Source organism: Oscillatoria sp. CS-180 (assembly GCF_028330965.1).
Classification (GTDB): Bacteria; Cyanobacteriota; Cyanobacteriia; order Phormidesmidales; family Phormidesmidaceae; genus Halomicronema.
In genome coordinates this window covers 15,939-31,494 of record NZ_JAQMUB010000017.1, presented here as the reverse complement: position 1 = coordinate 31,494, position 15,556 = coordinate 15,939, and the positions used below count along the sequence as shown (strand labels likewise).

Here is a 15,556-nt window from a genome sequence, read left to right as displayed (position 1 = left end):
GCTTTAGGACAAGAGCGAGACGCGGCTACCGGTCAAACAATTGGTGAGGTGTTGGTGCAGTTGCAGCGGGTTCAACTGGCGACCGATGAAGATGAGTTGATTTTGGGGTGGAGCGGTCCACGGTTCAGGGGTAATGCTACACCGCTTGCCGCTGAGCTGAAAGATGTGGCGCTGCTCCTCGCCCTCAAACCAGAGAATGCCTTTGGCGCGAAAGACATCAACGGGCATCTGAGCCGTCAAGAAATGCTCAAATTTAGTCAGATTGAAGGGGCGATCGCTCTTGAACGGTATCGAGATAAAGCCATCCTGGGCCAGATGGGGAGATGTTTGGTTTGATGTCTGAACCTCCCCTTGGTCTAGATCTACCACAGGCGGTTCTGCTAAACCCACGTCCAGCAGGGCAGAAAGTGGCAGTCCGTCGGCCTCTGCCGTCAGCGAACACCGCAAGAATCGGGCTTGTTCTTTGATATCTTGAATGTAGGTTTCTAATTGAGATAGCTTGGCCTCGACCACCAAATCAGCCTTGTTCAGCAAGATAATGTCGCCATAGACCAGCTGATTGAGAGCAACATCGCTGCTGAAATGGTCTTTGGTAAAGGCTTCTGAATCCACGACCGTAATAACAGAGTCTAAATGGGTGAAAGCTTTCAGTTCCGTACTCAAAAATGTCACCATAATGGGTAGCGGATCAGCTAGTCCTGTGGTTTCCACAACTAAATAGTCCATCCGCTCTTCCCGTTCCAGCACGGTGTACACAGCATCTACCAGGCTGTCGTTGATAGTGCAGCAGATGCAGCCATTGCTCAGCTCCACCATGGTTTCGCTGGCTGATACCAGCAGCTGATTATCGATGTTAATGTCGCCAAATTCATTCACTAGCACTGCTACCTTCAAATCCTGACGGTTGGCCAGAATGTGATTCAGCAAGGTGGTTTTGCCGCTACCTAAAAATCCAGTAATTAGAGTCACTGGCATCCCCCGCTTGGGAATCATTTTTGCTAATGAAGTAGTCATAGTATCGGTCTCAAAACGGCGGGCTGAGTTGCCATTGACAGAGGAGTGGGCGGGGGGTTAACGCATCCGGGGTTTGGTTCATAAGGCAAGTTAGGGAGCCAGAACACGGGCAGTTGGAATGAGAGCGCTCATCAGGAAAATCACCAGTTGCACGGTGACAATGCTCGGGCCAGAGGGAAGATCAAACAGGGCAGACAAGAGCATGCCGATGACAGCGCTGACGGCACCTAGACCTGCGGAGATGAGGATGTAGTGGGAGAATTGACGGCTGAGCAGGCGAGCCGCACAGGCTGGAATAACCACAAAGGCGCTAATGAGTAAGACGCCGATCGCTTTGATGGAAATGCCCACTACCAGAGAAAGCAGAACAATAAAAGCGGTGCGCTGGGCGGAGACGTTGACACCCCGAGCGATCGCCATGGGTTCGTGCAGAGTGAGAAGAATTTGCGATCGTAGGGTCAGGCCAATGAACCCCGCGCATACTGCCAACAGCATGGTACCGAAAATCAGATCGGCAGTTTGTACGGCGAGAATATCGCCAAACAGGAGGTTCGTAATACCCCCCTGATACTCATCCCGAAAGCTGAGCAGAATGATACCTACCGCCAGAGAGGAGGAATAAATGATGTTCAACAGGGCATCGGTCCAGAGTTGAGTCCGTTCCAAAAAATAGGTCACCACTAAAGCAAACACCACTGCAAAGGGCAACAGCACCCAGGACGGGTCAAAGCCTAGCAGCAGCCCAATGCTGATGCCTAGCAGAGCGGAATGTCCTAGCGCATCGCTGAAAAAGGAAAGTTGTCGGAGGATGGTGAAGCTGCCCAGTAAGCCGCCCATGAGTCCGGTCAACACGCCACCCATTAGCGCCCGCTGCATAAAGGGGAGTTGGAACAGTTCGATAACGCGAGTGAGTTCAGTTTCGAGGGCCATGGGAGTGGCGGATGGAGGATAGAGAGTGGGAAAAATGGAAAACAAGAATCGGGTTTTGAGGATGTATTGGGATGGCGGGAGGGAAAATTCAGTCTTATCGCGATTTGGAAGTTTGGCAAAAAGGGATGGCTTTACTGCCTTAACAACGATGGTGATAGCGAACCAAATCCGGCCCGTAAGCCAAAGATAATTGCTCAGGAGCAAGGGCATGGTCGGGGGTGCCCTGGCACAAGAGTTTGCGGTTGAGACAAAGCACGCGATCGCAACTGCGACGGACCATGTCCAGATCGTGGGAAATCTGCAAAATTGCCCAACCCTGCTCTTGCTTGAGCTGATGCAGCAATTGGTAAAACTCTGACTCCCCCAAGACATCCAGACCTGCTGGGGCTTCGTCCAAAATCAACAGCGCACGGGGTCGCACCAGGCAGTAGGCTAGCAGTACCCGCTTGGTCTCTCCGCCCGATAAGCCGCTCACGAGCTGATCACGCAGGTGCCAGGCTTCCACCTGAGTCAGCGCGGCTCGCACGGCATGACGACGTGCCTGTCCGCCTGCCCAAGGCAGCTGTGGCCCCACGCGATTCCAGCCCAAGCCCACCAATTCAGATGTGGTAATGGGAATGCGGCGATCAAACAAAAAGTTCTGGGGCAAGTAAGCAATTTGCTGTCGCACCGCTGGGGGAAGGTACCCCTTCGCGGATAGGGAATGCCCCAGAACCGAAATTTGTCCGGCTTGACGCGGCAGAATGCCCAGCACTGCCTGAATCAGCGTGCTTTTTCCGGCCCCGTTGGGGCCGATAATTGCGGTGTCGGTACTCGCCGGTACGGTAAAGGAAACTTCCTGCACCGCTGGGTGATTGCCGCGATACACCGTTAACCCCTGCACCACTAAAACCGGATCGTTCAAGCGCTAACTCCTGACTGCACTCACAAAATCACCAATCAGAACCGCAAGCCTACCCGTTGGGAAACCACGGCTGCTGGTTGAAAATCCCAGAGCGGGAGCCAAGCCTGGTTGGCCCCCTCGAAGCCTGTCACGAGATTGTCAGCATTCTGGCGCATAGTGTTGAGGTAGTATTCAGGCTGCACCGCTTCGGAATCACCTGTTTCGAGAGGATCAAACATGCTGACGCTAATATCCAAGTCGTCGGCGATCGCATCAAACGATTCTTGCCCCGCCTGAGGTTCCGTCAGAATCGTCTTTAGTCCTTCTGCCTGCACGGTTTCCATTACCCGCTTCACATCTTCCGGCGAGGGATTCTCCTCCGGAATGCCTACCAGCGTTTCAGATTGCAGGCCATAGCTTTCGGCAAAGTAAGCGGCAAAGTCATGGAACACCACAAAGGTCTGTCCCTCAAAGGGTGCCAATTTTTCGCTAATATCTGCGTCTAGGGCTTGCAGTTCAGCAATAAACGCTTCGGCATTGGCCGTGTATTCCGCTTCGCCGTCTGGATCAGCGGCAATCAATCCATCCCGAATATTCTCGACCTGTTCAATGGCCCGTTTAGGATCGAGCCAGACGTGAGGATCGAATTCACCGTGGCTATGACCGTGGGCGTCCCCTTCAGCGTGGTCGTGTTCCTCGCCTTCGGCGTGGTCATGATCATGATCCTCACCTTCCGCATGGGTGTCCCCTTCGGCATGGTCATGGTCATGATCGTGGGCTTCGCCCTCAGCATGATCATGTCCTTCTTCTTTGGCGTGGTCGTGACCGTGGTCACCCGCGCTGGCAAGGGTGGCAATGCCCTCGCTGGAATCGATAATCGCCAGCTCAGCATTGCCCGCATTCTCGATCATGTCATCTAGGAAAAACTCCATCTCCAGGCCATTTTTGACCAGCACATCGGCATTGGCGATCGCCTGAGCATCGCCTGGTTTAGCCTGGTACTCGTGAGGGCCGACGTTCGTTGGCAGCAGTTGCACAACCTCGGCGCGATCGCCAGCTACAGCATTGGTAAACTGAGTGACCGGCAAAAACGTCGTCGCCACCCGCAGTGTTTCCTCTGGGGCAGCAGTTACCTCCTCAGATTCGGGAGTTTCCGTTTCGCTGGTAGGCGAAGTTGTGGCACAACTGCCCAGACCGAGGGCGAGCGCCACAGAGGAGGCCAGCAATAGCGTGGTTCGAGAGGGGAATAGTTTGGGCATGGAGCGCTCTCCTGAAATGCTTTGGAAAAAGAGTTATCTTGTTTTTCTGAGAATGATTATCATCCTAATCCGCTCTAACATGCTAGGGGTTCACCCCTTGTCTGTCAATTGCTAACCCAACCCCCTACCCTGATTGCCGCAGCATACCGTTCGGCAACTCAATGCATTGGTATAAGGGCTATACGTTAAATCATCCGCCACAGATAATTTCTGTCCAGAACCGACTAGATTTTCGGCGATTGGTGTGCATGGTGTTGTTAGCTGGCTCCATTAGGAAATTGCTACTGGGCGCCTACCAGTTTTAAGTAAGACTCGCGAGAAGCACTTCAAATGTTCCCTTTGCCAAGATTTTGAAGCTCGATTATCCTCACCTTCGATATAAGTTCGTGACCCTTGGCGAGCTGTTAGGCGAAACGGCCAGAAACTCCTGGTTCGGCGATATGCCACCAAAGCTACCGACGACTGTAGCCAGCAGTTCACCTTCCAGACTGCTCAAATGAGTTTCAATAAACAATGTCCTGGTATCAGACTGCCGAGACGACGTAGTCGTAACGACCATATTTGCATCTGGCCAGAACGCTCTGAATTCGCCAAGGTATGTCGCTATCTCAACCCCGTCAAAGGTGTAAAGACTACTCTTTTGTTCGTCTGGATTCTCTTGACCGTAAGAACTAACAATCATGCTTTGACCATCGGGGCTAAATTGATGCCATACCCCAGCTTAAAATCAAGCTTTGGATTGCCCTCGACTGCGGGTCAAAATCCCCTGGCTCGGACTAAACAGCAACGCCAGTAAAAAGCAGGCAAAAAGCGTGAGTGCGATCGCGGGTCCAGACGGCGTATCGAAATAGTAGCTAATATACATTCCCGTTAGACAAGACAGCACCCCTAACCCTGCGCCTACTCCCATCATCCAGTGCAGTTCTTTAGTGAATAGATAGGCTGCTGCTGCCGGGCTCACCATCAGCGCCACCACCAAAATAAAGCCTACTGCCTTGATGCTGGCGACAATCGTCAGCGTAATGGCAGCTGTCAACCCAAAATTTATCGCAGTTACCGGCAGGCCGACGGCCTCTGCACCCAACGGGTCAAACGTAAAAAACAACAGCTCCTTGTAAGACACCTTCACGCCAATTAACACCGCAAGCATCACAAACCCCATTTCCCACACGTCTGCTGGGGCAATGCTGAGAATATCGCCAAACAGCAGCTCTTCGAGATCAAAGCGGCTGCGCAAGCTGGTAAGCAGGATGATGCCCAATGAGAAAAAGCTGGAAAGAGTGATAGCCATGGCTGCATCGACCTTGACTTTGGACTGCGAGCGAATCCAGCCCGTGACAAAGGTGCCGAACATGCCAAAGACAAAGGCTCCGATGACCAAAGGTATATTGAGGAAATCGGTGATCGCTAGCCCTGGTAGCACCGCATGGGCCACCACATCCCCCAATAGCGCCATCCGCTGCACCAGCAGATACGTGCCCACAATCGGACACAAAATGCCCATCAGCACACCTGCCATGAGCGCTTGCCGCATAAACTCATAATTCAAGGGGTCTAGCAACCAGTCCATATCGTCGCTGGGGAGCGTGATTTTCGTACGATTATTTTATAGCTTGCTGCAATTCCTACTGCGATCGCCCTTGTCAGAATTTAGATGGCGACAGGTCAATCCGCCTACCGCTCCAGCAGGCGAGGCATCAACTCCACCAGGTTGCAGGGCCGATGGCGGGCATCCAGCTGGTCGTTGATCAGAGTATCCCAGCCGGTGCGGCAAGCTCCCGATGACCCCGGCAAGCAAAAAATGTAGGTGCCGTTGGCCACCCCTGCCAGGGCGCGGGACTGCACTGTGGACGTTTTAATCTCCTGGTAAGACACCATGCGAAAGATTTCTCCAAAGCCGGGGAGTTCTTTATCCAGCAGGGGGACAATAGCTTCAGGGGTGCCGTCCCGCCCGGTGACTCCCGTGCCCCCAGTGGTGATGATAGCCTGCACCCCAGCATCGACAATCCAGCGGGAGACTACCGCTCGAATTTGGTAAATGTTGTCGGGCACGATCATTTTTTCAGCCAAGGTGTGGCCTGCGGTTTGCAGGCGCTCCACTAACAGTTGGCCCGATTTATCCGTGGCTTCTGTGCGGCTGTCGGAGACCGTGAGAATGGCAATGGGAACGGGGATAAAGACGTCGGCAGTCATGGTATTCGGGGATGAAAGACAATGCTCGATGGCAGGCGGGTATAGACATGATTTTGCCTTATCCCTCGTCATTCAGCTCACCTGACGCAAATGCACGCCCCTTCCTGCCAGGACCGACCCGCATGATGCAAGGCGATCGCCTCTATCGGTGAAGTAGTGTCATCTAGATGACAAACGCTATTGGCATTCTGTAGAAACATAACTGAGATTATTGGGCCAAACCCCTTTCAGGAAAGACAGAATGGCTGAAAATCGTAAAATGCGCGGGCTGAAGACCCGCCCGTCTTTGTTTGTTGCCACGCTTGTGCTCTGTTTGATGGCGAGTTTTCTTTCCGTTGGCATGCCCCCGGTGAGTGCGGCGGTGCCTCCGATTGAAAATACGATGCCAACGAGCTGTGGCAGTCGCGCAACTAGTCCTCGCCACTACGAGGTGGCTGCCAGCCCTGAAACGGTGCACTGGGGCTATTACAGCAAAAATCGAGCGCCGGTGATTGCCATTAATTCTCAGGACTACGTCACCCTGGAAACCATTACTCACCACGCGGGTGATGACTACGATCGCATGATTGCCGGCGACCCCGCCATTGAAGACATTTACAGCTGGACAGCGGAGGGCAAAATCGTTAGCGATCGTGGTCCTGGCGTACACATTCTCACGGGTCCTGTTTATGTCTGCGGTGCAGAACCCGGCGATCTGCTAGAGGTGCGCGTTGTCGATCTGAAATTGCGTCCCAGCGGCCTGGATCCGACCAAAACCTATGGCTCTAACGCTTCGGCTTGGTGGGGCTTTTAATACGATAACTACAAGGAAGACCCCAAACCGCGCGAGGTGATTACGCTGTATGAGATGGACGCTACGGGAGAGAAATCGTGGGCCGAGGCCGTCTACCGTTACCAGTGGACGCCCCAAACGACTCCCGATGGGCAAGCCCATGAGACGATTGACTATCCTGGCATCATTGTTGATCACGACACCGTTACCGAGATTGAAGATACCCTAGAAGGGGTCAAAATTCCCCTCCGTCTGCACCTGGGCTCTATGGGGGTCGTTCCTAGCGAAGCCGATGTGGTTGATTCCATTCCGCCGGGTTACTTTGGCGGCAACATCGATAACCGCAACATTGGTGTGGGTACTTCTCTGTACCTGCCGGTAGCGGTGCCCGGTGCTCTGTTCTCCGGCGGTGATGCCCACGCTTCTCAGGGCGACTCAGAACTGGATGGCACCGCCATTGAAACCTCGATTACTGGCGTGTTCCAATTTGTTCTGCATAAGCAAGCCGACCTGACGGGAAGCATTCTGGAGGGCGTCAACTATCCTTTGCTGGAAACCCCTGATTCCTGGATTGTTCACGGCTTTACCTACCCGAACTACCTAGAAGCTCTGGGAGAAGACGCCCAGCAGGAAATTTATACGGTGTCTTCGCTCGATCCGGCGCTCAAGGATAGCTCCGCTAAGGCCCGCGACTTTTTGATGAACGGGATGAACTTGACTGAGGATGAAGCCTTTTCGCTGATTACGGTCGGGACTGACTTTGCGATTACTCAGGTGGTCGATGGCAATTGGGGTGTGCATGGCATCATTCCCAAGGGCATTTTTGCCGAAGAGAACGTGAAGCCGATGCCAGCCGCCAGCTAAGCGATTCTATCAAATTGTAGTTACCAATATTCCGTCTCTTCTGGGCCAGTGATGACTGGAACCAGATACTGAATCAGTCGAGTCATCAGAGGCGTAATGTTTAAACTGGGGAATTTCGGCTAGGTAGGGAGTCAGGAGCGAGGAGCTAGAATCCAGTGCTCTCCTGACTCCTGGCTCCTGAATTCTTTCACCCCCCCATTTCCCGCCTTAAGTGATACGCCTCATCACAAAACTCAGTCGTCGCTTTTGCCCACTCACGGGTAAACGATTTCAGCTCGAAGGCTCTGAATGGCCAGAAACACCCAGCACCCAATTGGTCTGCATTTGACGGCGGAAGTATGTGCATCATGCCCAATGCTTAAAAGGCTCACTATGAGATGGTTTTGAATTTTGAATTTTGAATTCCACGTAGTGGTACTAGGCCTCAAGGGATGGTGAAAAGCTAATAAACTATATGGCTGAGGGGAGGTAGGTTGCAGTTTGGGAGGGCAGATTGTATTGAATAGACCACCAGCCAAAATGATAAACAAATCCCATGCAGTTCGAGGCGCGTAAAGGAGGGATGACTATACTGAACTCGTCTACCTAATCACCCATATGGGGGGATTAGGCTGAAGTGTTTCCACCTAAATGCCCAAATCAAGGAACTAGGCTGAAAAGTTTCTACCTAAGCACCCATTGAAGGGAGTTATGTGGAATGCTTCTCTCTAATGAATAGTTATGCAGCTTTATTCTTTGGTAATTGTTCGAAAAGCTATTTATAAAACAATCGTAAACGCATGTAAGTTCAGGAGATCAACTGGATGTTATGGCTTGTTATACCCCTTGGGTTAGTGACTGGAGTCGTCGGGTTGGGAGCAATTTATCAAACACTTACGACAAGTCGCGATCGCCGAAGGTTTTCACCACCGGGAAAGATTATTCAAATCAACGGTAAGAATTGGCACTATCAAACAATGGGCGAAGGTGGCCCAACGGTCATCGTCGATAGTGGCTCTGGAGGAACTCACTTAGATTGGCAATTAGTGCAGCCTGAAGTTGCCAAATTTACAACTGTCCTGACTTACGACCGCGCTGGCTACGGTTGGAGCGATTCAAGTACAGAACCCCGCACAGCGAAGCAAGTTGTTAGTGAATTGCGACAGCTTTTGAGAGCGGTTGAAATTGAGCCGCCTTATGTTTTGGTGGGGATGTCTTTAAGTGGTTTATTCACTCGTTTATTTGCATATCATCATCCGGAGGAAGTCGCTGGAATGGTTTTAGTCGATGTGGCTCACGAGCGCATGTATGAGGACGCGCCGGTTGAGTGGGTCGAATTCAACAAACGACTTGAAGGACTGTTAACCTATGTGATGCCAATCATGGGACGGACGGGTTTGCTGCGTTTGCTCGTTACGTTTGATGCTCTACCGATGGCGGCTGGTTTGTTCCAAAAATTTCCACCTTCGATGCGATCGCTGGCTAAAGCACTCTACTCTCAAAACCAGTTTGGAGAAACCTTTGCTCAAGAATCGGCTGCGGTATCAGCTAGCATGAAACAGCTTGAACAGATACGCCAAACCAAGTCGTTCCCTAATATTCCGCTCGTTGTTTTGTCGGCTGGAAAGCTAGACTTCGACATTACCCAAGAGGTCGCTGAGAAGCTGCAAGCATTACATGCAGAGGTAGCTGACGAGTCGCTCCAGGGCGTTCACATGGTTGCTCAAGAAAGCGGACATGTAATCCAACTCGACGAACCAGAATTAGTCATTAATGCAATTCGTAAAGTTGTTAAAGAAGCGCGTTGTAGTAGCGCCGTATAACAACCCTGCTGGAGCGGACTATACGGAGACCTTGGTTGTGTTTCAAAAGCTACTTGCAGCCACTCAACAGGAACGTTCAGATGATAGGTGGCAAGATTCAGGATGCTAGTGCCTAGTGCTCCTCTTTGCTGACTATGCCTGCGTCTTATCCCATCAACGCCACTGTTGTTAGACCGAGTCCAACGCCTATTGTGACCAAAGTGCTGACTACTGACAGCCGCTGCATAACCCCATTACCGATAGGGAAACCTTCAAGTCACTGTTGTTCATAAACGGCGGCTAACCCCAGAGTCGGGAGTATCGAGGCCAAGCCCAGACTAAAGCCGCCGATGAGCACTAATCCATAGGTGATTTGGTGGAGGGCGATGGCTAGAGACCGGCCTTCGGCGATCGCACTTGCACCGCAGAAGCGATCGCGATGCCTGTTTCGCTCCACCTGTTTACAGGTTTAGGCAGGGTCGTGGCGATATCTTGGAATAGTTACTCAGGTATAATGCAAATGGACTATCACCTTAGCTGGTCGCTATTTCCATTGATGACCAAACTCCTTCAACAGGCCATTGCAGAAATCTCCAAGCTATCCGACGAGCAACAGGATGCGATCGCATCTCGGCTTCTAGATGAGCTAGAGGATGAGCAGGCTTGGCAAGCACGCTTTGAATCCACCACAGATTCTCAATGGGACAACCTTGCTGCTACGGTACGGCAAGAAATTGAATCAGACACAGTTGTACCACTCGATGAAGTTTTCCCAATTGGTCAGTGAAGTCGAGTACCACCAAAGATTTCCGTAAGCGGCTGGATCAGCTGCCCACATTAATACAGGAACAGGCCAACAAAGCGTATGCCTTGTGGAGAACCGATCCACATCCCCCAAGTCTGCAATTCAAACGAGTCAGTCAGCGTCAGCCCATCTATTCAGCTCGTGTCAGTCTCAACTGCAAAGCATTAGGATTGCTAGAAAAAGAGGAAATCTATTGGTTTTGGATTGGAACACATGCTGAATACGACGAGTTACTGAAACGATTATGACGCTGCCGCCTAACTTCACACATGGGCAGACGGAATGAATAATAATAGGTGCTGGTGCAAAAGTGCTGGCTGCTGCCTAGCTGCACTTTCAGATGATAAGTGTCAAGATTCAGGATGCTAGTGCCCATGCTAGTGCCCAGTTATCCGTTTTGTAGCTATGCCTGCGTCTCATCCCATTAACGTCATTGTGGTTAAACCGAGGCCAATGCAGACTGTTGCTAGAGCGCTTACTACTGACAGCCGCTGCATCACGCCAGCGCCAAGGGGCGATTTTTCCAGCCACTGTTGTCCATAAACGGCAGCTAAACCCAGACTAGTCAGCACCGATGCCAGCCCCAGACTAAAGTCGCCGATGAGCACTAACCCGTAGGCGATTTATGGACACATAATGCTCCGGTAGAATTCAACGGCATCCTTTTTGATAGCAATGCTATCATTCGAGCAAAATCATTCTTTCTCAAGCCCATACCATGGCCAACTTAATTGTCCGCAACGTTGATGACGCCATTGTCAAAGCTTTGAAACAGCGGGCCAGCCGCCACGGCGTTAGTGCCGAAGCTGAGCACCGCAAAATTTTGGAGCAGGTATTGCTGCATCCGCCCCAAAAGTCCTTCGCTGAAGTCCTGTGCCTGATTCCCAACGTAGGCAGCGATCGCGACTTTGAACGCCTTCAAGATGACACCTCTGCCGATGTATTTGCTTGATACCAACGTCATTAGTGAGCTACGCAAGCAGGAGAAAGCCAACCCTGGCGTGCAACAGTTTTTTAGCAAGGCCATAGACCAAAACACCAGACTGTACCTGAGCGTGATCACCATTGGCGAACTGCGCCGTGGGGTGGACCTCATTCGTCATCGCGGCGACCAGAGCCAAGCCGATTTGTTGGAAGCTTGGCTACAGAGAATTTTGACGGGCTATCGCGACTTTATTCTCAGCTTTACTGCCACGGAAGCACAGGTTTGGGGACGTCTTCGAGTGCCCCAAGCTCAGAATGCCATTGACAAACAGATCGCTGCAACTGCCCTCACCTACGATCTCACACTGGTTACTCGCAACGTTCAAGACTTTGATATGACAGGCGTTCGTTTACTCGATCCATTTCATAATTAGCTCAGGCCAATACCGTTCCCATGGAAGCCTCTAAATGTCATCAACCGTGCTGTCCTAAAACAAGATTCGGTGCTTCTCGCTAGATGACGGGTGCAAAATTCAGGGTGTCAATTGCACGCAATTTGACAGCTTTTTCACCTGTGAGTACGATGTAATTACATTGCGTGTTCGCAAGTATTTAATCATGGGCACAGTCATCAGAACTCGAATCGTTAAAATTGGCAACTCTCAAGGCATTCGCATTCCTAAGCTCCTTTTGGAACAAAGTGGTATTCACGAAGACGTTGAGATTGAAGTACAAGGTGATTGTCTGACTATTCGCACAGCGCCAAGTTGTCGTGCCGGATGGGATGAGGCCTTTGCTGCCATGGCGAAAAACCAAGATGATGCACTTCTAGACGACGTCAACACGACTGACTGGGATCAAACAGAATGGGAATGGTAGTCAAGCGTTTTGATGTCTTTCTGGTCAACTTAGATCCCACTGTTGGTCGTGAAATTCAGAAAACTCGCCCCTGCGTCATCATCTCACCGGATGAGATGAACCGTTATATCGCAACGGTTATCATTGCTCCAATGACTACAAAAGGGAAGCAATATCCCACTCGTGTTGTCTCTCAATTTCAGGGTAAAAACGGGCAAATTGTTTTAGACCAAATTCGCACAGTAGATAAAAATCGATTGATCAAAAAGCTTGGTCGCATCGATCCAGATGAGCAAAAAATGCTTCTTGATATCCTCGCCGAGATGTTTGCTGAATAGTTTGCTTACAGGAGAAAGCCGTCTACAATGCAGCGTTTTGGCTGGACTATAGTGAATCTGAGTCAGAAATAGGGCAGGGTGAATGCTCCTTATCCCATCAACGTCATTGTGGTTAAACCGAGGCCAATGCAGATTGTTGCTAGAGCACTGACCACTGACAGCCGCTGCATGACGCCAGCTCCTAAAGAGGATTTTTCCAGCCACTGTTGTCCATAAACGGCAGCTAATCCCAGGCTAGTCAGCACAGAGGCTAAACCCAGGCTAAAGCCGCCGATGAGCACTAATCCATAGGTGATTTGGTGGAGGGCGATCGCACTCAGCAACAAGACCAGGGCTGATGGACAGGGCACCAACCCACCCGAAATACCAATGGTCAAAATCGATGGCCAGTCTTCCCTGGGTGGGTCGTGATGGTGATGATGGGCGTGATGGTGATGATCGCCTAGGTGATGGTGATGATGATGATGATGTCCATCCCGTAAGCGCGTAGCCAGCAAGCGCAGTCCCACCAGGCAAATTGCAACTCCGCTGGCGGCTCCCAAAATGGGGTAAATCTGGTCCAGATCAATGTAATGAGAGGCCAGTAAGGTGATCACGCCCAAGATAAAAACCGCTAGGGTATGGGTCACTGTGGTGGTTAGCCCTAGCCAGAGCGCGGCCTGTGGAGTGCCCCGACTGCCGACCAGGTAAGCTCCTACCAGGGTTTTGCCGTGACCAGGGGAAAGGGCGTGTACGGCACCGAAGGCATAGGCGATCGCAATGCCGGTTGCGATCGCTGTCGGAGTTAACTGTCCGTTCAGCAACGTCGTTAACCGGCTGCCCGCCTCAACATGGGCCAGAATCAACCACGGAGCCATGGTGTTGTCCTCCTATCAGACAGTCACAGACTGGAAGAGCTGGGATTGGGCGATCGCAGCAAGGGCAATGAATAGTTGCGCCAAACGCGGGTAAAAGAGAATCCGGGCTCACAATAGCGCCTCCAATTGTTGCAAAAGCTGTTGTCTGGCATCGGGGCAGAGGCTCCACACCAGCACCTCACCCTGCTGACCGCCAGCCGCTAGGTACTCTCCGGTTGGGTGCCAGGTCAAACAGGAAAAGCCCTCTTCGGCTCCTTTCAGCACTTGAACCGGTTCTACAGCGGCCTGCCACAGTAGAATGCAGCCATCCTCTGAGAGGGAGGCCAACAAACCGGTTTGGGGTTGAAAGGCTACATCTAGAACAGTGCCTTGATGTAAATCCAGTACCCAACTCTGCCACCCCTCATCGGGAATCAATATCCACATGGCAACCAGGTTTCGTGTGGCAGTGGCTAAAATCGGGGATTGCTTGGCATCAGGAACATCGGCCCAGGCGACTTGCCGCACCTTGCCGGGCAGCCCTGCCAGCAGAGCGGGTGAATCGGCTTCATCCTCCGAAGATTGCTTTAGGGCACGGATGTTGTCCCAGGTGAGGATACCGACGCTATTATCCTGATTGGCTGACGCCAAGTAGGCTCCCTCAGGGGACCATTTCAAAACTCGACTCGCGGCCATCAGTTCCCATTCATATTGAGGGGAAATCCAGCGAGATTCTTCCCAGATGTAGACCCGTTGCTGAGCTGAAGCTGCTAGGAGAGTGCCATCCGGAGACCAGCTCAGGTCCTGTACGCTGGCGGGTAGTTCCAGGGTAGCTAGGGTTTCACCCTGACCAGCATCCCAAATATGAACTGTCTTGCTACAGTTATAGGCAAGCCAGGGTTGATGGGGATGCCACTGCAGGCGATCGATCCAGGTTGACCCCCAGGTCAGCGTCTTGACCAATTCAGGTGAGTCAGCAGACAGCCGCCAGAGCGTCACTATCCCGGCTTGCCCAGCTGCCGCTAACCACTGTCCGTCTCCGGAGAACCCTAGGGCATCAATGGAAGTGCTATTGGGGGCCTGCAATGTGGTTTCTTGAAAGTCTTGCCACAAAACCACCTCCCCGGCCCCGGAAGCGATCGCCAATCGATTTCCAACTGGTGCCCAGACCAAGGCGGTAATGTATTCCGACAGCGATCGATCAATTGTGATATCTACCAAGGGTTTGACAGAGTGCATAGTACAGCCAGACCGAACGAAGTGGACTGACCTGCCGTCAGAAAACCTGAACCACACGCCAGAGCAAAGTGATAATGATTATCATTCTAATTTGAGTTAATCGTCAAGCGGCTGACTTCGTGATCAATTTCCGCACTTAAGACATTGCTCATTGCTGAGGAGGCAGCACGGGCGGAATGCGAGCTAGAATTCCTTTTTGCAATAGGGCCGGACGCTCTCTGCGGGGGATTACTCCATCGCCGCTGGCCACGTATTGAGTTGCCAACTGGGCAATGGCAGTCGCACTATCAAGGGCAGGTAAATCACCAAACATAAGGGTTGTCTTTTCGGGAGCGGCGATCGCGATCGCGCAGAACCGATTGCACGCACTCAAGCACTCCACCGGTTCAACCCTAATAGTCGGCGGTAGTTGTCCTAATTGCTGACATTGCAATAGACTCTGCCACAAATGATATCCACCTCGCTGACCCTGGTACTCTCTTTGGCCAGCGGCAAAGGCGCAGGAAGTGCAAATAAATAATGTGTGCTGAGACATCGGATTTACTCCGTTTGAAACAGGCGGATGACATCAACCTGCTCAATGTCATTCAACGCTTTATGGATTTTGTACTGCTGGGCAGGCTGGCTCAAAATGGTGATGACGGTTTCAATCGGAGGGCAGCCTGGTTCTGTGCATTGAAGCTGACTTACTGAGATAGAAATCTCTGGGTCAAGTTTTAGGAGGTCATAGATCCAGCTCTTGAGCTGTTGCAAAGCGGCTGGATTGGATTTGGGCCGAGACTGAGAAAAGAGATTCATAACGGAACCTAAAGCGCAGGAATCATGAGGGATCGTCTTGCAGAACAGAGAAACCCTTAACC

Annotated in this window: 23 protein-coding genes; 10 read left to right on the top strand and 13 right to left on the bottom strand. The window is 51.8% G+C overall.

The window, feature by feature from the left end; all coding sequences use genetic code 11:
* Positions 1-3 precede the first annotated feature (3 nt).
* The 7 genes from PN498_RS02365 to moaB form a co-directional block, all read right to left on the bottom strand.
* Complete coding sequence (locus tag PN498_RS02365; protein ID WP_272061073.1) at positions 4-1,014, bottom strand: CobW family GTP-binding protein; 1,011 nt, start codon at positions 1,012-1,014, stop codon at positions 4-6.
* Between the two features lie 90 nt (positions 1,015-1,104).
* The gene (locus PN498_RS02360; RefSeq protein WP_272061072.1) at positions 1,105-2,154 is read right to left on the bottom strand and encodes a metal ABC transporter permease; all 1,050 of its coding nucleotides are present in this window, start codon (positions 2,152-2,154) and stop codon (positions 1,105-1,107) included.
* Complete coding sequence (locus tag PN498_RS02355) at positions 2,084-2,848, bottom strand: metal ABC transporter ATP-binding protein (protein WP_272061071.1); 765 nt, start codon at positions 2,846-2,848, stop codon at positions 2,084-2,086. Before PN498_RS02355 ends, PN498_RS02360 begins: the two co-directional genes overlap by 71 nt.
* Before the next feature lie 35 nt (positions 2,849-2,883).
* Positions 2,884-4,086, bottom strand: coding sequence for a metal ABC transporter solute-binding protein, Zn/Mn family (locus PN498_RS02350; protein WP_272061070.1), 1,203 nt, complete (start codon positions 4,084-4,086; stop codon positions 2,884-2,886).
* A 367-nt stretch (positions 4,087-4,453) separates the two neighbouring features.
* Complete coding sequence (locus PN498_RS02345) at positions 4,454-4,768, bottom strand: hypothetical protein (RefSeq protein ID WP_272061069.1); 315 nt, start codon at positions 4,766-4,768, stop codon at positions 4,454-4,456.
* 45 nt (positions 4,769-4,813) lie between these two features.
* Entirely contained in the window at positions 4,814-5,656 is an 843-nt protein-coding gene (locus PN498_RS02340; RefSeq protein ID WP_272061068.1) for a metal ABC transporter permease, read from the bottom strand.
* Positions 5,657-5,760: 104 nt separating this feature from the next.
* The gene (gene moaB / locus PN498_RS02335; protein WP_272061067.1) at positions 5,761-6,279 is read right to left on the bottom strand and encodes a molybdenum cofactor biosynthesis protein B; all 519 of its coding nucleotides are present in this window, start codon (positions 6,277-6,279) and stop codon (positions 5,761-5,763) included.
* Positions 6,280-6,290: 11 nt separating this feature from the next.
* On the opposite strand from moaB, the gene PN498_RS02330 reads away from it, so the two are divergent.
* The 4 genes from PN498_RS02330 to PN498_RS02315 all read left to right on the top strand — a co-directional run bounded on the left by PN498_RS02330 (position 6,291) and on the right by PN498_RS02315 (position 9,717).
* A complete protein-coding gene (locus PN498_RS02330) occupies positions 6,291-6,431 on the top strand; it encodes a hypothetical protein (protein ID WP_272061066.1) in 141 nt (46 codons plus the stop codon).
* An 89-nt stretch (positions 6,432-6,520) separates the two neighbouring features.
* A complete protein-coding gene (locus PN498_RS02325; protein ID WP_272061065.1) occupies positions 6,521-7,072 on the top strand; it encodes an acetamidase/formamidase family protein in 552 nt (183 codons plus the stop codon).
* A gap of 36 nt (positions 7,073-7,108) precedes the next feature.
* Positions 7,109-7,915, top strand: a complete 807-nt coding sequence (locus PN498_RS02320) for an acetamidase/formamidase family protein (protein WP_272061064.1) — start codon at positions 7,109-7,111, stop codon at positions 7,913-7,915.
* Positions 7,916-8,718: 803 nt separating this feature from the next.
* Entirely contained in the window at positions 8,719-9,717 is a 999-nt protein-coding gene (locus PN498_RS02315) for an alpha/beta fold hydrolase (RefSeq protein ID WP_272061063.1), read from the top strand.
* 256 nt (positions 9,718-9,973) lie between these two features.
* Here PN498_RS02315 and PN498_RS02310 read toward each other — a convergent pair whose 3' ends face one another.
* Positions 9,974-10,153, bottom strand: a complete 180-nt coding sequence (locus PN498_RS02310; protein ID WP_272061062.1) for a hypothetical protein — start codon at positions 10,151-10,153, stop codon at positions 9,974-9,976.
* Between the two features lie 63 nt (positions 10,154-10,216).
* On the opposite strand from PN498_RS02310, the gene PN498_RS02305 reads away from it, so the two are divergent.
* Together PN498_RS02305 and PN498_RS02300 are read left to right on the top strand one after the other, a co-directional pair.
* A complete protein-coding gene (locus PN498_RS02305) occupies positions 10,217-10,483 on the top strand; it encodes a hypothetical protein (RefSeq protein WP_272061061.1) in 267 nt (88 codons plus the stop codon).
* On the top strand, positions 10,480-10,749 hold the full coding sequence (locus PN498_RS02300; protein WP_272061060.1) for a ParE family toxin-like protein: 270 nt from the start codon (positions 10,480-10,482) through the stop codon (positions 10,747-10,749). Before PN498_RS02305 ends, PN498_RS02300 begins: the two co-directional genes overlap by 4 nt.
* A gap of 168 nt (positions 10,750-10,917) precedes the next feature.
* Here the strand turns inward: PN498_RS02300 and PN498_RS02295 are convergent, their stop codons facing one another.
* Positions 10,918-11,109 carry a hypothetical protein gene (locus tag PN498_RS02295; protein ID WP_272061059.1) on the bottom strand — a complete coding sequence of 64 codons (192 nt, stop codon included), beginning with the start codon at positions 11,107-11,109 and terminating at the stop codon, positions 10,918-10,920.
* Between the two features lie 110 nt (positions 11,110-11,219).
* Here PN498_RS02295 and PN498_RS02290 point away from each other — a divergent pair, with 110 nt between their 5' ends.
* From PN498_RS02290 to PN498_RS02275, 4 genes are all read left to right on the top strand, one after another.
* On the top strand, positions 11,220-11,453 hold the full coding sequence (locus PN498_RS02290; protein WP_272061058.1) for a FitA-like ribbon-helix-helix domain-containing protein: 234 nt from the start codon (positions 11,220-11,222) through the stop codon (positions 11,451-11,453).
* On the top strand, positions 11,425-11,859 hold the full coding sequence (locus tag PN498_RS02285) for a type II toxin-antitoxin system VapC family toxin (protein WP_272061057.1): 435 nt from the start codon (positions 11,425-11,427) through the stop codon (positions 11,857-11,859). Before PN498_RS02290 ends, PN498_RS02285 begins: the two co-directional genes overlap by 29 nt.
* A 184-nt stretch (positions 11,860-12,043) precedes the next feature.
* Positions 12,044-12,304, top strand: a complete 261-nt coding sequence (locus PN498_RS02280) for an AbrB/MazE/SpoVT family DNA-binding domain-containing protein (protein ID WP_272061056.1) — start codon at positions 12,044-12,046, stop codon at positions 12,302-12,304.
* Positions 12,298-12,621, top strand: a complete 324-nt coding sequence (locus tag PN498_RS02275) for a type II toxin-antitoxin system PemK/MazF family toxin (RefSeq protein WP_272061055.1) — start codon at positions 12,298-12,300, stop codon at positions 12,619-12,621. The genes PN498_RS02280 and PN498_RS02275 overlap by 7 nt, the downstream gene beginning before the upstream one ends.
* Positions 12,622-12,710: 89 nt before the next feature.
* Here the strand turns inward: PN498_RS02275 and PN498_RS02270 are convergent, their stop codons facing one another.
* The 4 genes from PN498_RS02270 to PN498_RS02255 form a co-directional block, all read right to left on the bottom strand.
* Positions 12,711-13,478 (bottom strand): nickel/cobalt transporter, encoded by a 768-nt coding sequence (locus PN498_RS02270; protein ID WP_272061054.1) that lies wholly within the window; start codon positions 13,476-13,478, stop codon positions 12,711-12,713.
* A 108-nt stretch (positions 13,479-13,586) separates the two neighbouring features.
* Positions 13,587-14,696: a WD40 repeat domain-containing protein gene (locus PN498_RS02265; protein ID WP_272061053.1), complete on the bottom strand. Its 1,110-nt coding sequence runs from the start codon at positions 14,694-14,696 to the stop codon at positions 13,587-13,589.
* Between the two features lie 148 nt (positions 14,697-14,844).
* Positions 14,845-15,231, bottom strand: a complete 387-nt coding sequence (locus PN498_RS02260) for a DUF1636 domain-containing protein (protein ID WP_272061052.1) — start codon at positions 15,229-15,231, stop codon at positions 14,845-14,847.
* Between the two features lie 5 nt (positions 15,232-15,236).
* Entirely contained in the window at positions 15,237-15,494 is a 258-nt protein-coding gene (locus tag PN498_RS02255; RefSeq protein WP_272061051.1) for a hypothetical protein, read from the bottom strand.
* Positions 15,495-15,556: the final 62 nt, after the last annotated feature.